Here is a 21514-nt window from a genome sequence, read left to right as displayed (position 1 = left end):
TATCACTCATGTCTAATGGTAATACGTTAAAGCTGAATATGAGTGTTAAGGTGCTGGTGTTAACGGTGATAGTGATACTGGTGGTAATGATTAACGTAGCCTTACCTCAAGCAACCTCTCAGAAGCCTCAAATAATATGGGCTGATTATGGTTCCCTGGTCCTAACAGGGCCGATATATAACCCATTCTACCCAAACACCCTGGCGAGCGACTCGGTGACCAGCATAATGACCTATGCGCCATTGGCTCTCTATAACCCATATAATAACCAGTTTTACCCTGTTTTAGCTAGGAATTGGACTATTCAGGTGCTTCCTAATGGTAGTGGCATCTTCACCATTTACCTTAGGCCTGGCTTCTACTGGTTCAATGGTTCAGCGGTAATACCATTTACGGCCTGGGATGTTTACGCATACTTCTACATTGAGGATAAGGCCTTCGCTGCCTATGCGCCATTCCTACAACCCCAATACGCCGATGAGTCATTCAATGTGTTGAACAACTACACCCTGCAGATAACATTCCAAACCTGGTCCCCCATAGAGTGGATAATCTTCATTACATCCAGTATACCTACTCCATGGCCTGTTTGGAAACCCGTAGTTGAGGTTCTCCATAAGATGAATTCCACGCAGGCAATGATATACTCCACTAATATAACTAGGTTGAATACGCCGTATTGGGGGATATTCCCGTATTACCTAACGTACATCAGCACCTCCAGCCTCGAAATAACGCTAGAGCCCATGTACTACAACGGTGTGCCACTATTAGCCAATTGGCTTAAACTATTCCCATTAGCATCCTGGGATTACTACAACCCTACCTTTGAAGAGTTCTTCACCGGGAGCCAATACATAGCATCCCTAGTGGCCCATAAGGCAACTTGGGCTGGTGGCTCTGCATCGGTAAAGCAGGTTGCATTGCTTAATAGCAGTGGGTTTAGCGCATACTTCGCCCCTGACCTATCAGGGTGGGGTATAACGTTTAACCCCCACGTATACCCATTTAACAATGTTGAGTTGAGACAAGCATTATGCATGATATTTAATAGGAGTGAGGTTGCGGCTGCATGGGGCTTAAACTACCCTAATTATTACCCCCAGCCAATAGCGCCTGAGACGGTTGATGTATATCCGTCAAGTGTTAGGCAATTCCTAGTCCCATGCACTTATGACCCCAATAAGGCTGCTCAAATACTGCGGAGTTTAGGATTTAGCAACGTTAGCGGGTATTGGCACCTACCTAATGGATCGGCATTCTCAATTGAGGTCTTGGCGCCAAGCGGCTGGATAGACTGGGATACTATGGCATCTGAGGCCATTACCCAAATGCAAGCCTTCGGTATAGATGCGAAGATGATTGCCCAAGACGCTGGGGCATACTGGGGCACCACGATACCTAATGGTCAATACGTGGCCGCATTAACATGGACCACGGCGTTCACGCCATCATACTACGCTGCCTGGGAGGCCTTAAGCTGGCCTTGGTGGGCCTTTGGTAATGTTATCTCCGCTGATGTACCTGGTAGTGATGTTTGGCCTTTCCAGTGGCCTAACGGCACTTGTACGCCCGTTATGGCTCCTTCATCAATGCACCTACCCAACAGCACCATCGTGTGGTGCGTTAACTCAACACTCGGCTACATTAACTTGACTAATTGGCAGAATGCTTTCAATGCAGCAGCACCAGGTAGTGGAAATTACAACCTGGCATTGGATGTAATATTCTCATGGTATCACTACTTCGTCCCCATAGTACCCTTAGCCGCTAAGATCGACCCATTCACATACCTCACACCGATAGCTGATATGGATTGGGTGTACGATTGCCTACCCTATGAAGTACCTTTACTACTCGTCTCAGCCAACTGGTACACTTATGGTGCTGTTATACTGCAGATGTTTGGAGCCATAGCACCCAGGAGCATTGCCCCACCCTTGGCTGAGGTTATTGCTAATGGTTCGCTTTGGACTAATCCTAGCCTTAAGGTTGTTGCCAATTTCCTAGGCTTACCAACACCAGACGTGAAGGTTCAGGAGTGTGTTGCCTCATACTTCCATATACCATACACTCCAGTAGCCACAACAACTACAACCACAACGACCACTACATCAACCACAATCACATCAACAACCACTACCACCACTACAACCACTACGTCTACGACTACAACTACGACTGCTACTCCTGTTACTACCACATCCACAACGACTGCAACAACTACGACTACAACTACGGCGGTTTCAACTGTTACTTCAACGGCAACGGTGACTAGCACTGTGACTTCAACAGTGGCATCAACAACAACAGCAATAAGCACGATCACGGTCACGAAGACAGTAATATCAACAGCACTAATAGCAGGAATAGTAGTCATAGTAATAGTCATAGCAGCAGTAGCCGCCCTAATAGCACTAAGAAGAAGATGAACTAGGATTAAATCACTATGAACATTAAAACGATAACTTTTTCTCCATTTTTAACCTTTCTTTTATTTTTCATTGCCTAATGAATGCATGTGGTTACACATTATGGATGCATCCGTGGGACTACCTGTGATAATCATGCCTAAGAAATGGTTAAAGGTGACTGGTGAATGATCCTATAGCCTACGCCATAAAGATTCATAGTGAGCTAGCTACTAATGTGTGAGCAAAGCAAGTCACCTTCCTACTGTGGGTCTGCAGCGTTAATAAAAAGTTTTTAATTGCCTTAGTGTCAGAAGAAGAATAGGCTATCCAAGTAGATTACTGTGGCAAAGCCGAGCAGTAGGAGCGCCGGTATTACTATCGTGTATATTGGCGTCCACCTGACCCCCCGCCTGATTAACGCCAGCCCTATGCCGCTGGCTATGTGTAGCGTGAAGAAGAAGGCCAGTGGGTCTATTAGCAGTAGGTGTAGTTCAAGCCCAACACCCCTGGTCAACAACCCACCTGTGGCGGCTGTGATTAGGTTTGAGGACACGGGGCCCGCTGCGAAGCCCGTTAGGGCCTCCATTATGGATAGTGCCAGTAATACCCAGGCCGTTTGCCTTTGGAATGAAGGTGAGTATATGCTCCTGTTAATGCTGGGTATGGTAACCGTTGCAGCGATGACTATTAGCATGTATGGTGCCGTCCACGGCATGAGGTAAAGTATGGAGGAGACTAAGGCGGCCTCGGCTTGGATTATTAAAGCCCCATACGTAGGCTTGAGACCGCCTAGACCCACGGCTACTCACCGTTCTTCCTGGCTATGTCCGGGTAGCCTAGGGATTCCCAGTAACCCAGGTAGTTCTCATTAGTCACCGTTAACCTGACTAACCACTTAACGTTCTTATAACCCCACCACCTGGGTACGACCAGCCTAACTGGGTAACCATGATCACTCGGTAGCGGTGAGCCATCAGCCATGTAGGCTACTATCGTGTCCGGCTCCATAGCCTTTGAGATGGGTAAATCGCTCGTGTAGCCATCGGCGCCGTAGGCAATCACCTTAATGGCTCCCTCGGATACACCAGCCATGTTCAATATCGTGCTTAACCTAACCCCAGTCCACTCAACAGTTGCCTTAAGGAAGTATGGGTCTGAGACGCATTGCAGGGTGTTCACTATTTTAACCGATGGTAGCGACGTTAAGTCATTGTAGGTTAGCTTAAGCGGCCTCTCCACAAGTCCATCAACCACTAGGGCGTAGTTGCTGACGTCGATGATTGGCGTTGGGCCAACTTGAACTATGTACCAAAGGTACTCCGGCGTTAATTCAACCAACACCCAAAGCCAGGTTGAATTGACCTGCGGGTATTTCTTAGTAGCCGATATGTGCGAGCCTGGCGGAGGTTGTGGCCCCTTGGTGGTTTCGAGTCTGGATAACTGGCTACCCACGTACCTGCCCGCCAGTGCCAAGCCACCAGACGCCAATAGCAGCTTTATGAACCTCCTCCTGTCGCTAATGCTCATGGAGTCTTATTAACGTGGGCATCTAAATAAGGCTTATTCAGAATTTCACGCAACTCTACGCACCACATCGGTAAACCCAGAATAACAATATAGCAATAGTAAAAGTAAATTTTTATTTATAAAACATGGCGTTTAATGCTGCTAGCCCCTACTTGACCGTTATCTTCCTTGCCTCACGCTCAGTCTCCCTTAGCATAAGTATGTCCCCGACCCTCACGGGGCCCTTAACGTTCCTGGTTATTATCCTCCCCTTATCCCTACCCTCAAGTATCCTAACCCTCACTATGCTAACCTCACCAGCCACCCCAGTCCTGCCCAGTATCTGCACCACGACTGCCGCCGTTGCGTCCTCGTATGGGCTTAGCCTTATTTCACCACCCTCACTGGCCACCCTCACTCACCTCCCTACCCCTCCTCTCCCTCTGCTCCCTTTGCTGCGGCTTAGCCTGAGGCTGTGTCCTGGGTATCTGTATTGGGTTTAAGCCGGCGCTAACCCTAACGTCGTTTAGCTTTGAGACTAGGTCCTCCAGGTCCTTTGATGCTTGCCCTGGATCCACTATAGCCACTGAGGATGCGTAGGAGGCTAGGCCAACGGCCTTACCGAGCCTCTCCTTACTGGGCACGTAGATGTAGGGCACCCCCTTCTCCTCGCATAGTAGGGGTAGGTGCATCACTATTTCAGGTGGGTCCACGTCCTCCGCTATGACGACTAGTTTGGCTAAGCCCCTCTCAATCATCTTAGTGGTTTCATTGGAGCCGCGCTTAACCACGCCGGTCTGCTTAGCCATACTAACGACGTTGTACGTCATCTCAGCTAACTCCTGGGGCACCGCAAACCTCACGTATATCGGCTTCCCCTGCGGTGGGTTAGCGTAAAAGACCCTCGGGTCTATTGTACTCATACATCATACGTAACCCCTCACCCTTTAAAAACTTTCACGTGGGCCATTAGGTTAATTAACTCGTCCTACCTGCCGTTAAGGCCTTAACAGCATCATCAATGTTGACGGCTAGGGTAACGTACTCCCTATCGTTAACCCTCCCCCTACTGAGGAGCCCCATGCTCACCAGCTCATCCATTGCATCATATATACTCATCCCCCTAGCCACGGCAAGGGGGGCTATGAGTCTCTTGGCGTTGCTGCTAACATCAAGGTCAACCATTTCTTGGTAGGCCTCGGAGAGCTTCCTAGCAACCTCAACAACTCTGTCGAAGCCGGCGTCGGTGCGTAACCTTGACCCATTTAACTCAGCCCTATGGCCCATTAACCTAAGCGCCAGTTCAATGGCGTCGGGTGGTATGGGTGACTTGGGCTTAGCCTCCTGGAGGACCACGGTTAAGTCGTATGTGTTGACCCTACCACCCTGCCTCAGTGTCCCGTAAACCTTACGTGCCTCCACGGCTGATAACTTGGCTAAGGCTGGGTTAGCCCAAACCTTAACCTCAACCCTACCACCCCTGTACTTTATGTAAACCTCCCTAGCCTTAACCCTATCCAGGTAAGTGTCGATAAACCTAACGGCATCACTAGCCCTCCTAGCCTTAAACGTCAACCTCCTGCTAACCATCCAGCCAACCACCCAGTCTCCTCCTTAAAATACCTTGCCAATTAAAACCCAATGAACCTACATCTGAAACTAGTGCTGATTAGCCCATGTCTTGACTAGTATTGTAGGCTTCGATGCCTCTTGTTATGCCTGCTAGGCATGCGTCCAGTTGTGTTGGATCCTTGACCCCGGCTAGTTGCTTTATGGCTAGGCAGTTCACTAGGGCCTCCGCCTCCGCTCCAGTTTCAATTAATCCACTTGCCTTCTCCAGTAGCCATGGGGGTATTAGGACGCCCCTCTGTTGGGCTACACCCACTATTATCGCCTTGACCATTTCAGGTGGTGGCTTGGCCACGTAGATCTTTAGGTCACCCAACCTACCCGGCCTTATGAGCGCCTCATCGAGTGCGTTGACGTTGTTTGTGGTCGCCACCACGAGAACCTTATCGTACCTAGATGCCACGCCGTCGATGTTCTGAAGCATGACGCTGACCAGCCTATAGCCACCAGCCCCAGCCTCCTCCCTAGCCCTCCCTATTGAATCCACCTCATCTATGTATATTACGCTTGGCTGAAGTGCTCTGGCCAGTTGGAAAACCTTCTCAAGCCTCCAGGCCGTCTCCCACGGGCCACCCCTCATTAACCTACCCGCCTTAACTACAATAACCCTAAACCCCCTGTATAACCCAAGCCAGGCGGTGTACCCAAGCCCAAGGGCAGTCTTGCCGGTTCCAGCTGGGCCGTAGAGTAGGACTCCGTGTATTGGCCTAACGCCACTGCCCCTAAAGCTCTCTGAGGCTATTATCAACTCCCTCTTAGCCGAGTCCAACCCTATTAGGGTCTCCCAATCCTCACGGTAATACTTGATTAAGGTGTCCCTGTCCGGTATGTCCGCTATGCTACCGTAGAGCATTGGCAAGACATCTATGCTGTTAACGTACCAGGAACCCGCGTAGGAAATGGGTAGTGATGACGCTGCCAGGATTAGTGCACCCTGAACACCCTGGGTCAGTGCAGGATCCATGGGCACCATGGGTATTAGTGATGCAAGGGACGCCAGTAGGACCGCCGGTACCGGTGATGCCCAGCCCCTAACCAACCTAGCCAATGCAGGCGAGGCTACGTACACGGCAGCTGCCGTGATGGTTAGGGAGAGGGTGAGGGGGTTGGTGTATGTTGATATGTTTCTGACGAAGACCTCGTAGAAGCCTAGGGGGCTTAGGCCCACTGGGCCCCATGGGGTTGAACCCTGCATCACAATACCCACGAGGTACGTTACCATGAAGGTTAGGGTTGGGAGGACGGGCATTGAGAAGGCCTCAAAGGCAGCCGTAACACCACCCGCAACAGCCCAGGCAGCCCCAATCAACGGCCCCGGCCAGGGCTGGAACATGAGTAGGAGTGAGCCTATTGAGAACAGTGGACTAATCCCCTGGCTGGCTGACGCATTAAGTAACTTAACCTGGAAACCAACCACGACGATGGGTATGAGGAGTAATGGGGTTAGCCTAAGCATTGAGCCTATAGGGTTCGTGGAGAACCACGGCCAGGAGGCCAGTAGGAGGGCCATGACGTAGGCCAGGAGGCCAAGTACTGAGGCTTGGTTGAACCTACCAACACTACCCAACACCACCAAGCCGCCGAAGATGACCAGCATTAGGAGTGAGAAGCTGTGGGGCATCATGAGGAGTGAGAAGGTCGTTAAAGGCCCTAGGGCAATTAGGGAGACCAATAGGCCACCCAACCCAGCTATAATCCTACTAATGCTGCTAAGCCCCATTACAACACCCATGGCTAAATAATATGCTAAAATATAAACATATCGTTAAACCTATACGCAGCCTTGAATTACTCATTGAGGACTTTCAATTACATCAACGTAAGTTACCGGAGAGGCCGCTTACTGCGAATAGATGTAGATATAGACAGCTAGAGAAGCCCTCGTGAACGTGTAAGTCACGTATGGTACTGTGGGAATAGTGACTTATGCTGTTCAATCATCTTGTTGAAGTACTTAATAACCACGCCATCTGATGTTGTCTGACCCTCAGTGTTGACGTTGCCCATGCCGTTGCTTACGGCTACTAGGCTCCTTGAACCAGCCTCAATTACACCGTCGACGTAACCACCCTCCAGCACGTATATTGAACCACCTGTGACGCCATCATCAATTAGCCTCCTGACCATTTTGAAGACCTCCACGTAGCTGTTTAGGCTTAGGTTCAGGTTTGTTAGTGGGTCTAGGGTGTGGGCGTCGAAGCCTAGGGAGACGACGATGTAGCTTGGCTTATAATCCCTAAGGGCGTTCTCAATAATCCTTAAAACCAAGCCGTAAAGGTCATCACCAGTCATTGGCGGTAGTGGGATGTTCATGTTGAAGCCCTCCCCATCACCAACCCCAACCTCATTAACGAAGCCCGTGCCCGGGTATATTGTCCTCGGGTCCTGGTGAGTGCTTATGTAGAAGACCCTTGACGTGTCGTAGAACAACTCCTGCGTACCATTACCATGATGTGCATCAACGTCCAGTATAGCCACCCTGGAGGCACCACTTCTCAGCAGTAGGGTTGCAACCATGGCAGCGTTGTTAAGTATGCAGAAGCCCTGAGTTGGAGCAAGTAGTGCCCTACCCCTGAAGCCCACGTGGTGTCCAGGGGGCCTTAGTGGGATGTAGATGAACCTCTCCCCCGACCTAGCCAAATCAACGGCGGTTGCTATAGCCCTCACCTCCGCCTCTAATGCATCGCAGGTGCCCTTGGACACGTACGTGTCCTGGTCCAACCTACCTCCAGTGGCGCAGAGTGAGGTAACGTACTCCACGTAATGGTACTCGTGGATTAGGCTAGCCACCTCAAGGAGGTTAGCCTTAACAGTCGGCTTCACGACCCTCGACAAGCCTTCAACACCCCTTAAGGCGCTCACTGCCCTATTGGGCGCCTCGGGATGCCCATTGGGTACCTCATGCCTTAGGTAGCCCTCATCGAATATAGTTACGAGCATTAGGCTTAACTGGGCTATGCAGGTGTTTATTAATGTTGAGCCGCTGACCTAGGCTATGGTGTGGGGGATTCTCCTAACCAACACCTTAACCCCATTATCGTACCTTAAGGTGTAGTCCACTAGGCCACTTGACTTAAGAACCTCAAGGACCTTGATAAGCCTGTCTGGCGGCACGTTAAGCCTCTTAACCATATCATCCAGGTACTCGTCGGAGCTGCCGTTCATTATAACCCTCAGTAGCCCCGACTCAACGTTAACCCTCGTGGTGAAGAATGCCGAGAGTAGCCTCTGCGACTCAGAGTAGGTCATTGATATGAAGTCCAGCATGGCGCCCACCTTAACCATAACCTCCCTCAACCTGTCCACTGCATCATCGATTTCGCTGCAGGGCCCACTACACCTACTCCTATAAGACTCAAGCAGCTTAACCACTTCATCAATGTCCTCAATTATGCCCATCCTGGTTATTACAGGTATGCTTCATTTAAGCCTGGCGTTTAATATACCCTAAAACATGTGCGTGGCTTAATCCGCCGTTAGGTAAGGGTTATTAATCCACTCACCCAGACACCACGTTATGGGCGATAGGTGGGTGGTTAACAATGTTAAGGACTTCCTGAGCAGGGTGGATAAGTACGCACTCAAGGTGAGGGCTAACGGGCAGGCCAAGGGCTTCATAGTGATATTCTACGACTTGTACTGCCCAGGCTGCGCACTACTAGACATTGACCTCATGGACTACTTCATGCAACTTAACCAGAAGGGCCTGGTAGACGTACTATTCGTCGACTACCCAGTCCACAGGGTTGAGAAGCTTCACGCAAAGGCTAGGGTGCTGTTCAAGAGGGACCTCAATGAATTTTTGAAGACACTCAACAAGGTGTACAGTGACATGGTTGAGAGGGGGGTCTTAACAAAGGACATACCGGGCGTTAGTGACGATGAGGCTAACGGTGAACTACAGGCCGTTGACGAGTGCAAGAGGTTAGCCAAGACCATTAAGGTGCCGGGCACGCCGACAATAATGGTTGGTAGGTATGATAGGGACACTGGGGTCGCCATATTCGGCTATGATGGACCGGACTCGGTCATGAACTTGATAAGGGAGGTTATATTCGAATTTTAAACACCTCGGTTAACAAGCGGGCTTAACATATATCACATGTATCATACATGGAGACTACATGATTAGATATGATGGGAATATTTATAAGGGTGTCGTTTAAATTAAAGCCTATGCCGAGGACAAAATCCGAGGAGAAGATGGTGTTGATCTCAGTCCACATACCGAAGCAGATGCTTGAGGAGCTTGATGAATTGGTGAGGAGTGGTTCATTCCCATCTAGGAGTGAGGCCATACGGGTAGCCATAAGGGACCTGTTAATCAGGGAGAGGGCGAGGGGGGTTGAGCAGGGTGGTGGGGTATTGATGAGCGGGAGGTGATGCACCACAGGTAACACCACCATAGGTTAATTAAACCAACTCATCAATCTTCACCAAGGGATTAGCACTATTGGTGCGCTACTTTACCTTGGCGATCACGGTTTCGCCTAAACTCATGCATTAAGCCTGCCCTAGCCGGCTACTCATGGGTGCTGGTGGTGCCTGCACAAGTGCATAATGGTTATGGTAATGTTTAAATACGGCCTACGTTACTCTTAATAGTGGTTTACAAGGGTATTGGGGTTAGGTTCGTCTACATACATGGGGAGGTCACCACCCCACCACCTCCTGGCACACAGCTTCAAATGGCCATGAACATACAGGTCAGTGGACCCCCTGAGGTTATGGAGGAATTGGTTAATGTCCCGTTCACCATAACGGTGTCCTCAATACCGCCATCAATAAGCATAACCATAAGGGGCCTATTGGCCATACAGGCCACCAGCGATGATGTTAAGAGGGTTTCAAGTCAATTGAAGTCCGGCACCGTGCCGCCTGAGGTTCAAGCCATCATAACCCAGTACGCCGTGTTTGAGGCTGGGTTGGTGGCTAGGGAACTGGGCATACCACCAACCATACCGTTACCCATGGCCCAGCAGCAACCACAGCAGAGGGGGCCTCCAACAGCTATTTAGCAACTCAACCCCTAATGGCGGTATAAGTTTAAAAACCTTCAGGGCGGCGTTGGGGTGATGGTTAAGAGGACCCACGGCTACAGGTTTAAGGCTAGGAGGCTATTGTCAAAGGCACCCAGGGAGAGGGGTAGGCCCGGTCTCTTCAGGTGGCTCCTCGCCAGGTACTATAGGGTTGGGGATAAACTTGTCATAGACATCGACCCGGTTAACATTAGTACGGCCCCACATAGGAGGTATCAGGGTAGGGTTGGGACACTGGTTGGGTGGAGGGGTAAGGCGCTTGTGCTTGAGGTTGACTTCATGGGTGAGAGGAGGACAGTAATAACGACCCCGGACCACGTGAAGCCCCTCAACCTTGAGGCCTTCATGAAGGAGAGGGTGCCCAGTGAACCGGTTATTCAGAGTCAGGGTGAGTAGCGCCTCCCTGCCTACTGCCCACGGTTACCTTAAGTAGGCTGAAGATGTCGCTCTCCCTAATGACCGATATTCCAGTCTTTGATGGGAAGACCTCAACCTGAATCACCTTATCAGGGTTCTCAAGCTTAACCTTCCTCATTATCTGGGGAGCCGCCTTATCTATAATGGTCATTCTATCGAAGAGTACACCCCTCCTCCTAACCTCAATCTTATAGGTCTCGTTCTCGGCTATCATCGAGTTCCCCATCTGGACAACCTTACTCACAACCTCGTCTACATCAGTCCTAACAACCTCCTGTATCGGAACTACCTTAAGTATGAACCTCGGTATGAAGACGCCGTTGGCAACCATCTCCCTCAGCTTATTGCTAAACTCCACGGGATCCATACTAACCCTACCTGTTAACAAGCCGTCAAAGCCCGTGAAGAAGGTCCTCACGTCAACGGAGAGCAATTCACCAACCCTCTTCAACTCAGCTATACACTTACCCTCAACACCCCTCCCAGTGGAGATGACCAGGTTAAACGACATCACCACTACCAGGCAAACCCCGCAAAATCAGTTTAAATACATTTTCAAGCACCAGGAGCCACGATACTAATGGCATCAACCCCATACTCACCTAGGTAAACATAGTGGCTAGATGCCATTAAGGCATCAATGCTTTTATAATAGTGAACAGCAATTATAACGTATGACGAGCGTAGTTTACGAGCTAGCGCGCAAACTTACCATTAACCTAGTTAAGCTAATAATTGGCAGGTACATGGTGAAGTATGGCCGTGGAATCAGCGCCAAGGCGTTAACCGAGCTCCTATTCCTAACGCTATATACGGACAACGAAAGGTTACTTAACACACCAAGGATTAGAATACCCGAGGGATTTAGGATACGTTCAAAGGGCCTTTACCTACCAATTAACAAGCTCCTTAGAAGGCTCGGTGCCTATGATGAAGGGGCCGTAATTAGGGTTGGGGATAAGTACTATGTTAAGAATCCGGAGGAGGTGTTTAAAGAGGCTTATGATGAATTGACTAAGAACGGGTTAAGGGAATTAGCCGAGTACGCTACCAGGGTCGTCGATGTGTATGGTGGCTATGGTGAGGAGGAGTTAACTAGGTTAGGTGAGGATATACTCAAACTAACCCCTATGATTAAAGCAGTGAGCTTTAATATGGATCTAGACGTCTTCATAGAGGCCAAGAAAACGTTAAGAAGGGTCTTAGAAAGTGGTGAGTACGTTGACGAGGTAGAACTTTACCCAGACTTATTTAAGGAAAGGGAGGGTGATTAATTGGCATATGAATTTTACTACGTATTCACGGATACCAGCGTCCTTGTTAAAATTGTTTATTCGATAACTTTAAGCTATATCCGAAGAATTAAGCTTCCTGAAATTTTAGGTCTTCTTGAATCTAATAGGCTGGTTATTTTTACTGATAGAGCCGTAATTAATGAATTAATCAATAGGGCACTTCCAAACCTACTAAGTAGGGTGGATAGAGGGAGGCATGGTTGGAGTGGCAGGGGTATCGACGAGATGTTGATGTACACGGCAAACACGTTTTATAAGCTAATTAGGAAGGGATTCATCAGAGTAGTTGAGGAGGATCCATCACTGAGGAGGCGGTATTTAAGCGTACAAATGAGGTCTAGTAGAAGGGTTTGCTGGCAAGGTTACATCATGGACCTTGTGATTAATGTAGCACCACTTGAGGATTACGAAGTCTTAACGTCACTGCTGTTAGCATATGACCTACTAGCCATAGTACCCAAGACAACCGAGGCAGGGGGTAATAAGAGGTTCATTAGTCTTCGTAACTGATGATAAGGCGTTAAGAAGCTTTGTGAATAATAAATTAGCCTGTGCGGGATGCCCATGTGGTGGCTTAATATATGCAGTTAGCTATGAGGAATTTAAGAGAAATTTGAGGGATTTCCTGCTGAGATAATTGGTAATTATTGACCACCTCACTGGGTTGTTGATGTGTACTTGAGTATTGTTTCCTTGAACTTGCCCTCTATGTATGCCACATCCACCCTTGTGAATACCCCTATGTCCGTGATTAGTACGTCCACTAGGCTTAGTGGTATTTCGTCGAAGAGCGGCACCTCAATGCCGCCTACGTTAACCCTGTAGACTTGGCTTGGCCTTGACCTGCGTGCTTTGAATGATTCGAGGACCACTATGACTGGCTTACCCAGGTGCCTTGAGGTTAGGGCTAGTGGTAGGGAGCCAACCTTATTCACTATGAAGCCTTCGTAAAGCCCATCACCACCCATGACCACCGCGTCGGAGTTGGCTATGAAGTACGGCATTGTTAGGTCCGGGACCACCAGGCCACCGTGGCCACCCCACATCCTACCCTCACCACCTGGGTTTGACTCAAGGGCCACCACCTTAGCCCCAACCGCCTCGGCGAATAGCCTGGCGTTTGAGGAGTAGCTTATAGTCACCATGGATTTAACCCTATTCATAAACAACCTTGAATTAGCCCTAATACCCTCCTCAGCCCTCCCCCAGTAAACCCTAATAGCCCTAGACAGGTCAAGGGGCTTAACCTGGGTTAGCAGCTCGGCTACGTTTTCAAGTGGAGCCATGCCTGGCCTAATGGACCTTATGTCACTAATCATGGTCTCGATGGGGACCTGCTCACTAACCCCAGCCTCAAGAAGCTCGGCGAGCCTCAGGAAGTACCAGGAGGCTCCGTGAACCCTATCACTAATCATCTCCTCCAACACAGCCCTATAACCCCTCCCCCTAGGGACACTCACTAACTAGGATGAATCTTGCCACTTTTATAAATTCCCTAATGGCCACCGGTCAATAAACCCCTAATGGATTCTAGGCTACTCATGAGGGTGTAGGTTAGGGCGTCAACGTCAGTTGAGTTATCGTAGACGGCTACCATGCTTAAGTCACCATCACTAACCACCATTATCGACGACTGGTCACCACTAATGGTAACAACCCTACCCGTGAAGCTGGCCAACCAACTCTCCGGGTTAATGGACCTTACACGCCTGGTTAAGCCACCTATGAGCGTGGCTATGGTTGAGAACTCCAGGTTACCTAACCTTAAGCCACCCTTAGCCACAGACCCGATGACAATACCACCATCGCCCACCACCGCTACGGCTAAGACACCATCCACATCATTCAACACACTCCTCAACACGTCATTAACTCCACCACTAACCCTACCCACAGCCCTCCACCCAACCTAGAGGCACAGGTATTTAACAAGCGCCTAAACTTAAATTTAAATCTAGTCTGCGTGGTGAATGGTTCTTATTGAGTAATCGTATGGAGACCGCCTCAGCACCTTCAAACATGCCTATTTGTCTTTTAATTCAGAGGCTAAGCCAGGGGCTTAACGTCACGGTGCAGGATTTTAATGAAACCTAGGCCAAGGGCCCTATTCTTACCGACTCCAAGAAACTCAGCAACGTCAAGTAGGGCATTAAATAAGTTAACATTATCAGTGTAGGTAACATACTCCGCAACGCCGCGGAAGGCTGGCATAACCCTACCACCACCCAGATCAACCCTAAGTCTCCTAACCCTAAAACCAACAACCTCCGTGTTAAACACCAGGTCCTTAATGAAATCCTTAACATCAACACCATTAATAACTCCACTCAGTTTTCCACCATCCTTACTGAGGACGATGCTTGACCCATGGATGAGGCTAACTAGGGAACGGGCAGCCGAGGACAGGAACCTCGCTGGGCTCGGCCAGGCTACGTAACGGCTCCTGAAGGTGAAGACAGTGGGCCAAAACCTAACACCCCAATTAACAACAGCCCTACCGCCAGTGTTGCTGTTGAGCCTAAGCTCACTAACCTCCACACCGAAAACCCTAACAACCCCACCACTACTCAGCGCATAACTATCACGAACAAAGGCATTAACCACCCTACCGCAATCAACCATATTGCACATAAACGAAACCCTAAACCAGTAAGCGTTACCAGGAACAAGCCTACCAACCACACGACCATTGACATCAAAAATGGGGCTAATTGAGAAGGGCTTAACCTCTGCACCATGAGGAACCCTAACACCAACACCCTCAAGAACCTCACCAACAAGCCTACTAAGAAACCGACCACACCAAGAACCAACCCCAACCTCCCAATCAACGCTAAACCTAACAACCAAACCAACACCAAGCACTATAGTCACCGTATATTTCTATTCATCTTAGCTATCGTACCATCAGCCTCATTCAACAAACCAGCTATTGCCATTATTGCCGGCTTATGTGGATAGAATACATTACTGAGTAAGAAATTCTTGAGTTCTTTATCTAAAAATATTTCGATTTCGAATTTACTTAATTTATTTTTTAATTCGTGCATTATTTTCTTGCCAAGATCACTTTGTACGTGGATAAGCCCATAATTAATAACCTCGTTTAATTGATCAATGCAATCTTTATATACATCAATCCTCTCCTTTTTTATGCTTATAATATAATGAATATGCTTATATGGATCAGCTTGCACGTAATGGTGAAGAAGAATTGGAAGCGTCAATAAATCAAGAAAAAGACCTTCTGTGCTGTCTTTCTTAATTAGCTTAAATGCGATATTGCGAATCGCAGTTGTTGAGAGAACCTCATGATTGCTAAAGCCGTGATTTGGCTTTTCCTGGTATTGTTTATCTACCTTACCTAGATCATGAAGTAAACCAGCTAGTAAGACCGCATCGTGCACCAGGTCCCTACTCACGCCAAGCCTTACACTGATTGTATTAATGACCGCGTTCGTGAGTGACGCCAAGTCCTTAAACATGTACTCAACAACGTCTATAGAGTGCCTATTAAACTCTTCAGACTTTTCCTTATCCTTCATTGGATTTGGATAATATGCGTAACAAGTCATAGAGTCTCACCGAGACAACTCTCTCTCAAAATTACGATAGGACCTGCCTCGTATTTTTTGATAAATTTGATAAAACTGCTGTATGATTTCTCATCCCCATTAATAAAGCCCCTTATTAAGTCGTTATCGTTAACCTGTTCCCTGAGTATCTCATCATGCTTTATCTTAATATAGCCTAACCCTTCTACGCACTTACTTATTCTTTGAAGATTTCCGAGATCGCTTGTGAATGAATCAAGGATTACATTTTCATAAGTATCACTAATAAAGTTTGACAAACCTTTTGTATAAACCTCAACAATAGGTTCCCTAACAAGTGAAAAGTCCTTACTCTCGAAGAACGCGTCCAAGATGTTCCTAGGTATGAATACGAAGTTAAATATGTTCCATAACTGTTGCTGGTACTTCCTATCTAATTCAATTGGCTTGATAAAAATGTCTTTCATCAATTCCTCATATCCAATACACCCATCCAAATCAAACGGTACTCGCCAACAAATATTATTATTCCTCCTCAAATAATCTACTAAATTCCTATTGTTCTTTTCAAAGCCATCTACTAAAATAACCTTACCCTCGCACTCCTTATTAATATCCCTACAGACCCTACCCGTACGCTGTATAAGTGCAAGGGCATCAGTCGGTGTAGTTATTAATGTATCAAACGATACATCAACACCAGCCTCAATCGCGCTAGTACCAACAAGTACCTCGTATTTACGCAGGTTATCAATTATTTCCAGTCTCTCCCTCCTAGTTCGCATTGAATGAATAACACCAATGTTAAAACCTCTCTCACGAAGCATGCGATACACTTGCATCGCCACATTAATATTATCAAGGATAATAAGTACACGTTTTAGACCCACATCCTGCAATAGATCAGCGGCTTTTTTCACAATAGAATCAAGCCGATACTCTATGAACTCAAGCGTGTATTTTATCCTAGTTACCTTCCCCACGAAGTCATCATCCTTCACAACAATTTCCCTACCCCTACTTACGTTATTCTCAGCCTTTTTTCCAAGCCTAACAATAACGAGATCATTAACGGCCTTGACCAACTCTTGCTTGATATTCTGCGGAATTGTAGCGCTCATTATTATGAGCGGGTTACCCATCTTCTCAAGAAGCTCAATGCTTGTCAGGAATACAGTACCAACCTTCTCCTCAGAGGCGAATAAATGAGCCTCATCAAATATCACGCTCGAAACGTAAATCCGAGTAAATGGAATATAATAGTGCTTCTTCTCGTTATAAAGCTCCGTTATTGGGAACTTGAAGAAATTATGGGCAAAGGAATCCATGGTAGTGATGGTATAGTCCGCATCAAAGAATGGCTCCTTCCTAATATTGAGGATTCGAATACCTGCTTGGTACGCAACCGTCCCATCAATCCTGCCATTAAACCTATTTGCCAAATCCTCAACTATAGCGCGGAGAGGCAATACGTGAATGATCCTATCCTCAGGTCCAAGTTTCTTAATTAACTCGTATAACCTTATACCCGCCGTACTTTTACCATAACCCGTTGGTAACTCAATTATAAGGTGTCTTTTACCCTTCTCGAATAAATTAATTACCTCGGTTATTGCAATTCTTTCTGCCATGCAATCACCTTTATGCTTAATAACTTAGATTTTAACTTAGCCCAACCTTCAGCACCTAAGGCTTTATTCATATCTTCATCAAATGAACCAGCAACTATCGACCTAACCGTGTAGTATATATGGCGTAAATCCTTACCTATTGCGTAAGCAAATATGTTACCTCCAATAATGTTCGCCAAATTAGCTACATAATTTTCAACATCGTGCCTACCACCAGAATGATACGTTTGAAGCGATCTAGCTATGTCAGCCAGCGCATCCGCAGCTCTCATTCTTAGAACTACTTTAGCTAGGTTAGTCAAATCATAAGGCGTAACTCCACTTTCACTAACCCTATAAAGAACCAAGGCGCCATTATTTACTAAATCCATAATTTCACCATAAGTTTGGTCGTACTCATGTTTATCTCTCAGTAACTCAAATAATTTATCAATGGCAAGTCCACTCAAGAGTGTTAAAAAGGCGGTTTCACCCAACTTATGATTTCCGCCTTGGCGTTGAATTTCCTCATGATATTTCATAAAATCACGAATACCGAGATAAAACTTCCTAAAGCCATCAATATCTAACACTTTATTATAATAGTGCAGATAGTAACTAGGCTCTACTAAAAGAAACGCATCCTTATCGTTTCTACCACCCCTAGCAATTCTTGTTAAATACATACCGAGTTCATAAAGACCCAGCATGTAGCTTCGTGTTTTAAGTACATCACGAACCGCTTTTCCACGCCCACCCCAAATCCTTACGTACTCCTTAAATTCATAATCCATGAAGAACTCCGTGTTCAATGCTTCTTCCTGATCACTATTTATTTTCGTAAGAATTTCCTCGAGCTCCTCTTTTTCAGCTTCGACTGCTTTTTTCAACCTGGAATTGTTGACCTTTTCATACCTCTTCTTTACATCGCTCATTAAACTATTGACGAGCCTTTTAGCTTCATCCAGGATTGGTGATGGATTACCAATTGGCTTATTAAATGGATCTTCACCGGTCGTATACACAATCGCGAATCGAACAAACTGCGCAAATGATAAGTGCCTGAATTCCATAAGGTTCTTTAAATCGATACATACGGCACTCGATTCAGAGTCTCTTTTCGAGATTCTCCTACGATCTTTACTCATTATAGGATCACCTCCTTGGGTATTGCTACGCACTCGTTTGATCCGTTAATTGGGAGGTTAATAATGATCGCTTTATCGAGATCGGGATGGTACTGTATTTTATCACCGTATATTGGTATTGGTATTATGAATTCCTCTTTTATGAGATTACCATTGATTACATTGTTTAAAACCCATGACGCGGTATTTTCTGGACGCCCCTTCATTAATCTGGCTGGTATGTAAAATTGTGTTTTACATTTATCATAGGTATTAATGATCATTTTTTGTAACTCATACATTTCCACATCATATATAATTGCTATATCCTCTTTACGCCCAATCCTGGTTATTAACCACGTATATCTGCTTACATTTTTGTTATCCGTAATGTATAGTAAGTAAGATGGAGTTGCGAAAAAGGTCATTGACCTTGAACTTACACCCCACATATTTTGTAACGCCTCATCGTATAAACTCTTACATGCTATATCAATATCCTCAACTTCGACACCACTGTTTCTTTTACTTATGTAATCTAGGCACTTTACGATGTTTTCCTCAGTTATCCACCTTGCTCGTTGTGGTCTTTGATACGTAAGTCCGAGGTCTCTCTCGAGGGTTGTTGTTTCAGTGTATGGTGGTACCCAGAACGATGCGTATCTAACACCCCACCTCTCATACGCCTCTTTAACCAGGTCTTGAATTGTCATTCCCTCACTAATCGCGTTATCCTCAAACCTCTTAATGGGATACATCAGGGCGCCTATGAGCGTTAATGGGCTAGGTACAGGCGCGGCTTGCGATGACAATACGTAAGGCGGTAAAACAGAGAACGTGAGGATGTCGGCCTTTACTAGTACGACATATAAGTTTTCATTTTTAGCAGGCATTATTAACACCTTGAATAATGCTTAGGCAGTTCCATCCTTCGTTTGCCCTAACACTTCATTCTTTACTTTATCTATTAGGGAATTTATGTCATTAACCCGTTCAATAATTTTCTTAGCTTCATCGGATTGAGGTACCCAGTTGAATTCATTATCTAGATAGAATATCTTCACCGTTGCGTTAAACATTTGCCTGAATCTGAGGGCCCTCGCCACGGTATCTTCTAAATACCATGGCGCTAATGTACCATTACTATCCTGTCTCACCTTAGGTGGAGATACGACTAATGGGTACGGGTGTGAAACCACGGCTACCGCGCCCAGGGGTTCCATCTGTGGGAAATACCTACTCTTCTTAGCACCTACGTAACCGCCGTTGATCATTAATGCGAGTGCTTCAATTGCTAAGGTGATTCTATCCTTTCTATTATTTACGACTATTTTATCACTATCTATTCTCCCTATCCCATCAACGTCTATATTAGTAATTAAGGTATAAATGGCCGACCCGCTCTCGACATTAAATATCATCTGCTCCTCTTTTCCATACCTAACGTGAAACTGCGGCATTGGTGATACATGGCGTGCACTGTCAGCGTCGGGAATTAAGTAACTGAATTGGACACGTGAGGTCCTCCTGACCGCTTGGCCCCCACCAGGAGGTGCAGCCATGAAACCTGTTATGTCCTCAACTGCACACTCTTGAATCCTCACAGCAACATCCTTCAACTCATTGGGTCTCTTCGGGAAGCCACCTAACTCCATGTAGCTTCTACACATATCACAAACCGGTATGTTCCTACTAACGGCGAGATCCGTCAAAGCCCTCATATACGCATTAGCCACTGATTGCCCGCTTACTACGGGTAGGAATTGGACCTCATACCTAACTTTGTCGTCCTCTATGAAGCGCCTAATGATTGGCGCAACCCTATGGCGACTATAGTTGCCAACGCTCTCGACCATGTTCATGGCCTCCACATTAACCCTAAACCTAAAGCCAAAGGATACGAAAACCATACCTATCACCCTACCTGCTTACTCTCCTTCCTATCAGATTGTTGTTGCGTCTGTTGCTGTGGTTGCTTCATCTTTTCCGCCCTAATCAAAGCCTTGATGGCTATTTCCCTCATGACCTCGGGGTTCTTCTTTGCAATAGCCACGAAAGCATTGAATTCCTCTTCACTAGGTATTGTGTATCCCTGGCTCTTGGCATACCTAATGGCATTATATAATGAGCCTAGGGCCACTGAAATATCTGGAGTAGTTGCTAAAACATCAAGGGGTCCATACATCTTGTCAGAAGCAAGCTTAGCCAACATGTCAATTATACTACCAAGAAACTCCTTACCCTCCTGTTGTTTCTTCTCCTCTTCTTCCATACAAGTGATTAACCCGCTTATGTTTTTAAACTTCACTTGGATTCACATATCCAATTATGGTTGTTTCTTCTCCGTCTTTGGAGAAGTTGAATAGGAGGTGTGTTGTGGTTAGTGTTGGTTTGTACCCGGGTAATGCGGAGATTGCTTTGATGAGTGTTGGGTTTCATGATGGTGATGTGGTTATTCTTGTGAATAGTGAGCCTAGGTCTGTGCCTGAGAGCGTGATTAGGGGTAGGAGGAGGCAGCCGACGGAGGCTATGGAGGAGCTGCGTAAGTTCATAAGTGAGTTCATAAGTAAGGCCTTCAAGGGTTTAAACATTGAGGTTAGGGATGTGTGGCTTAACCCAAAGCTTGGGCTTATGACCAATGTGGCTATGTTAAGAAGCATTATTGAGGGTTATGCACCTTGCGATGTCATTATAGCCATGGCTGGTGGGCTTAGGTGGTTGTCCTCAGCTCTCATGTTCCTTGCAATTGCTCTGAATACGGTTGGTAGGTTCATCAGTGTTAGGGTTGATAAGGTTTTCACGATGCTTGAGGAGGAGAGCCCGAGCATTAGGGCTTTGTTTAAGGGTGTTGAGAGGTTTATTGAGTGGCCCTTCATACCGGCAATGGCGGAGTTAACCAGGGAGGAGTACAGTGTGCTGAAGC

Annotated in this window: 26 protein-coding genes; 8 read left to right on the top strand and 18 right to left on the bottom strand. The window is 46.8% G+C overall.

From position 1 onward, the window contains the following. Positions 1-8: 8 nt before the first annotated feature. Positions 9-2432 (top strand): ABC transporter substrate-binding protein, encoded by a 2424-nt coding sequence (locus AAX04_RS07580; RefSeq protein WP_066796368.1) that lies wholly within the window; start codon positions 9-11, stop codon positions 2430-2432. A 289-nt stretch (positions 2433-2721) separates the two neighbouring features. On the opposite strand, the gene AAX04_RS07575 is transcribed toward AAX04_RS07580, so the two are convergent. The 8 genes from AAX04_RS07575 to AAX04_RS07540 form a co-directional block, all read right to left on the bottom strand. Then, a complete protein-coding gene (locus AAX04_RS07575; RefSeq protein WP_066796365.1) occupies positions 2722-3213 on the bottom strand; it encodes a hypothetical protein in 492 nt (163 codons plus the stop codon). 2 nt (positions 3214-3215) lie between these two features. After that, entirely contained in the window at positions 3216-3941 is a 726-nt protein-coding gene (locus AAX04_RS07570; RefSeq protein ID WP_066796360.1) for a molybdopterin-dependent oxidoreductase, read from the bottom strand. A gap of 148 nt (positions 3942-4089) precedes the next feature. Beyond that, complete coding sequence (locus AAX04_RS07565; protein ID WP_066796424.1) at positions 4090-4332, bottom strand: 30S ribosomal protein S28e; 243 nt, start codon at positions 4330-4332, stop codon at positions 4090-4092. Then, a complete protein-coding gene (gene rpl7ae, locus AAX04_RS07560) occupies positions 4322-4843 on the bottom strand; it encodes a 50S ribosomal protein L7Ae (protein WP_066796358.1) in 522 nt (173 codons plus the stop codon). The genes AAX04_RS07565 and rpl7ae overlap by 11 nt, the downstream gene beginning before the upstream one ends. A gap of 55 nt (positions 4844-4898) precedes the next feature. Then, the gene (locus AAX04_RS07555) at positions 4899-5510 is read right to left on the bottom strand and encodes a DUF2067 family protein (RefSeq protein ID WP_156519752.1); all 612 of its coding nucleotides are present in this window, start codon (positions 5508-5510) and stop codon (positions 4899-4901) included. Positions 5511-5589: 79 nt separating this feature from the next. Then, positions 5590-7281, bottom strand: coding sequence for an ATP-binding protein (locus AAX04_RS07550; RefSeq protein WP_066796353.1), 1692 nt, complete (start codon positions 7279-7281; stop codon positions 5590-5592). A gap of 164 nt (positions 7282-7445) precedes the next feature. Next, complete coding sequence (locus AAX04_RS07545) at positions 7446-8489, bottom strand: histone deacetylase family protein (RefSeq protein ID WP_066796349.1); 1044 nt, start codon at positions 8487-8489, stop codon at positions 7446-7448. Positions 8490-8537: 48 nt separating this feature from the next. Beyond that, complete coding sequence (locus AAX04_RS07540; protein WP_066796346.1) at positions 8538-8948, bottom strand: hypothetical protein; 411 nt, start codon at positions 8946-8948, stop codon at positions 8538-8540. 118 nt (positions 8949-9066) lie between these two features. Between AAX04_RS07540 and AAX04_RS07535 the strand changes: the two genes are divergently transcribed. The 4 genes from AAX04_RS07535 (at position 9067) to AAX04_RS07520 (ending at position 10984) form a co-directional block, all read left to right on the top strand. Beyond that, complete coding sequence (locus tag AAX04_RS07535) at positions 9067-9615, top strand: thioredoxin domain-containing protein (RefSeq protein ID WP_066796344.1); 549 nt, start codon at positions 9067-9069, stop codon at positions 9613-9615. Positions 9616-9725: 110 nt separating this feature from the next. Further along, positions 9726-9932, top strand: a complete 207-nt coding sequence (locus AAX04_RS07530) for a ribbon-helix-helix domain-containing protein (RefSeq protein ID WP_066796341.1) — start codon at positions 9726-9728, stop codon at positions 9930-9932. 221 nt (positions 9933-10153) lie between these two features. Continuing rightward, positions 10154-10567, top strand: a complete 414-nt coding sequence (locus tag AAX04_RS07525) for a hypothetical protein (protein ID WP_084761265.1) — start codon at positions 10154-10156, stop codon at positions 10565-10567. Positions 10568-10624: 57 nt separating this feature from the next. Beyond that, positions 10625-10984 (top strand): 50S ribosomal protein L21e, encoded by a 360-nt coding sequence (locus tag AAX04_RS07520; RefSeq protein WP_066796339.1) that lies wholly within the window; start codon positions 10625-10627, stop codon positions 10982-10984. On the opposite strand, the gene AAX04_RS07515 is transcribed toward AAX04_RS07520, so the two are convergent. Next, on the bottom strand, positions 10962-11516 hold the full coding sequence (locus AAX04_RS07515; protein ID WP_066796417.1) for a THUMP domain-containing protein: 555 nt from the start codon (positions 11514-11516) through the stop codon (positions 10962-10964). The genes AAX04_RS07520 and AAX04_RS07515 overlap by 23 nt on opposite strands. 163 nt (positions 11517-11679) lie before the next feature. Between AAX04_RS07515 and AAX04_RS07510 the strand changes: the two genes are divergently transcribed. Beyond that, positions 11680-12279 carry a hypothetical protein gene (locus AAX04_RS07510; protein WP_066796337.1) on the top strand — a complete coding sequence of 200 codons (600 nt, stop codon included), beginning with the start codon at positions 11680-11682 and terminating at the stop codon, positions 12277-12279. After that, complete coding sequence (locus AAX04_RS07505; RefSeq protein WP_066796335.1) at positions 12280-12810, top strand: hypothetical protein; 531 nt, start codon at positions 12280-12282, stop codon at positions 12808-12810. Between the two features lie 146 nt (positions 12811-12956). Here the strand turns inward: AAX04_RS07505 and AAX04_RS07500 are convergent, their stop codons facing one another. The 9 genes from AAX04_RS07500 to AAX04_RS07460 form a co-directional block, all read right to left on the bottom strand. Further along, the gene (locus tag AAX04_RS07500; RefSeq protein WP_066796333.1) at positions 12957-13760 is read right to left on the bottom strand and encodes a hypothetical protein; all 804 of its coding nucleotides are present in this window, start codon (positions 13758-13760) and stop codon (positions 12957-12959) included. A gap of 35 nt (positions 13761-13795) precedes the next feature. Then, complete coding sequence (locus AAX04_RS07495; protein WP_066796329.1) at positions 13796-14194, bottom strand: hypothetical protein; 399 nt, start codon at positions 14192-14194, stop codon at positions 13796-13798. Between the two features lie 152 nt (positions 14195-14346). Then, entirely contained in the window at positions 14347-15165 is an 819-nt protein-coding gene (cas6, locus tag AAX04_RS07490) for a CRISPR system precrRNA processing endoribonuclease RAMP protein Cas6 (protein ID WP_066796326.1), read from the bottom strand. Positions 15166-15170: 5 nt separating this feature from the next. Continuing rightward, positions 15171-15875, bottom strand: a complete 705-nt coding sequence (locus AAX04_RS07485; protein ID WP_066796323.1) for a CRISPR-associated endonuclease Cas3'' — start codon at positions 15873-15875, stop codon at positions 15171-15173. Continuing rightward, positions 15872-17485, bottom strand: a complete 1614-nt coding sequence (cas3, locus tag AAX04_RS07480) for a CRISPR-associated helicase Cas3' (RefSeq protein WP_066796321.1) — start codon at positions 17483-17485, stop codon at positions 15872-15874. The genes AAX04_RS07485 and cas3 overlap by 4 nt, the downstream gene beginning before the upstream one ends. Next, positions 17464-18612: a hypothetical protein gene (locus tag AAX04_RS07475; protein WP_156519751.1), complete on the bottom strand. Its 1149-nt coding sequence runs from the start codon at positions 18610-18612 to the stop codon at positions 17464-17466. Before AAX04_RS07475 ends, cas3 begins: the two co-directional genes overlap by 22 nt. Beyond that, on the bottom strand, positions 18612-19484 hold the full coding sequence (gene cas5a, locus AAX04_RS07470; protein WP_066796317.1) for a type I-A CRISPR-associated protein Cas5a: 873 nt from the start codon (positions 19482-19484) through the stop codon (positions 18612-18614). Before cas5a ends, AAX04_RS07475 begins: the two co-directional genes overlap by 1 nt. 21 nt (positions 19485-19505) lie before the next feature. Then, positions 19506-20501 (bottom strand): DevR family CRISPR-associated autoregulator, encoded by a 996-nt coding sequence (locus AAX04_RS07465; RefSeq protein WP_066796415.1) that lies wholly within the window; start codon positions 20499-20501, stop codon positions 19506-19508. Positions 20502-20506: 5 nt separating this feature from the next. Further along, the gene (locus tag AAX04_RS07460; protein ID WP_066796315.1) at positions 20507-20863 is read right to left on the bottom strand and encodes a hypothetical protein; all 357 of its coding nucleotides are present in this window, start codon (positions 20861-20863) and stop codon (positions 20507-20509) included. 56 nt (positions 20864-20919) lie between these two features. On the opposite strand from AAX04_RS07460, the gene AAX04_RS07455 reads away from it, so the two are divergent. Beyond that, the coding region (locus AAX04_RS07455) for a CopY family transcriptional regulator (protein ID WP_066796313.1) at positions 20920-21514 on the top strand (595 nt) is incomplete at its 3' end.

It is taken from the genome of Caldivirga sp. MU80 (assembly GCF_001663375.1).
In the GTDB taxonomy this organism is placed as follows: Archaea; Thermoproteota; Thermoprotei; order Thermoproteales; family Thermocladiaceae; genus Caldivirga.
The sequence above is the reverse complement of the archived record's forward strand: the minus strand, read 5'-3'. Positions and strand labels throughout refer to the sequence as shown.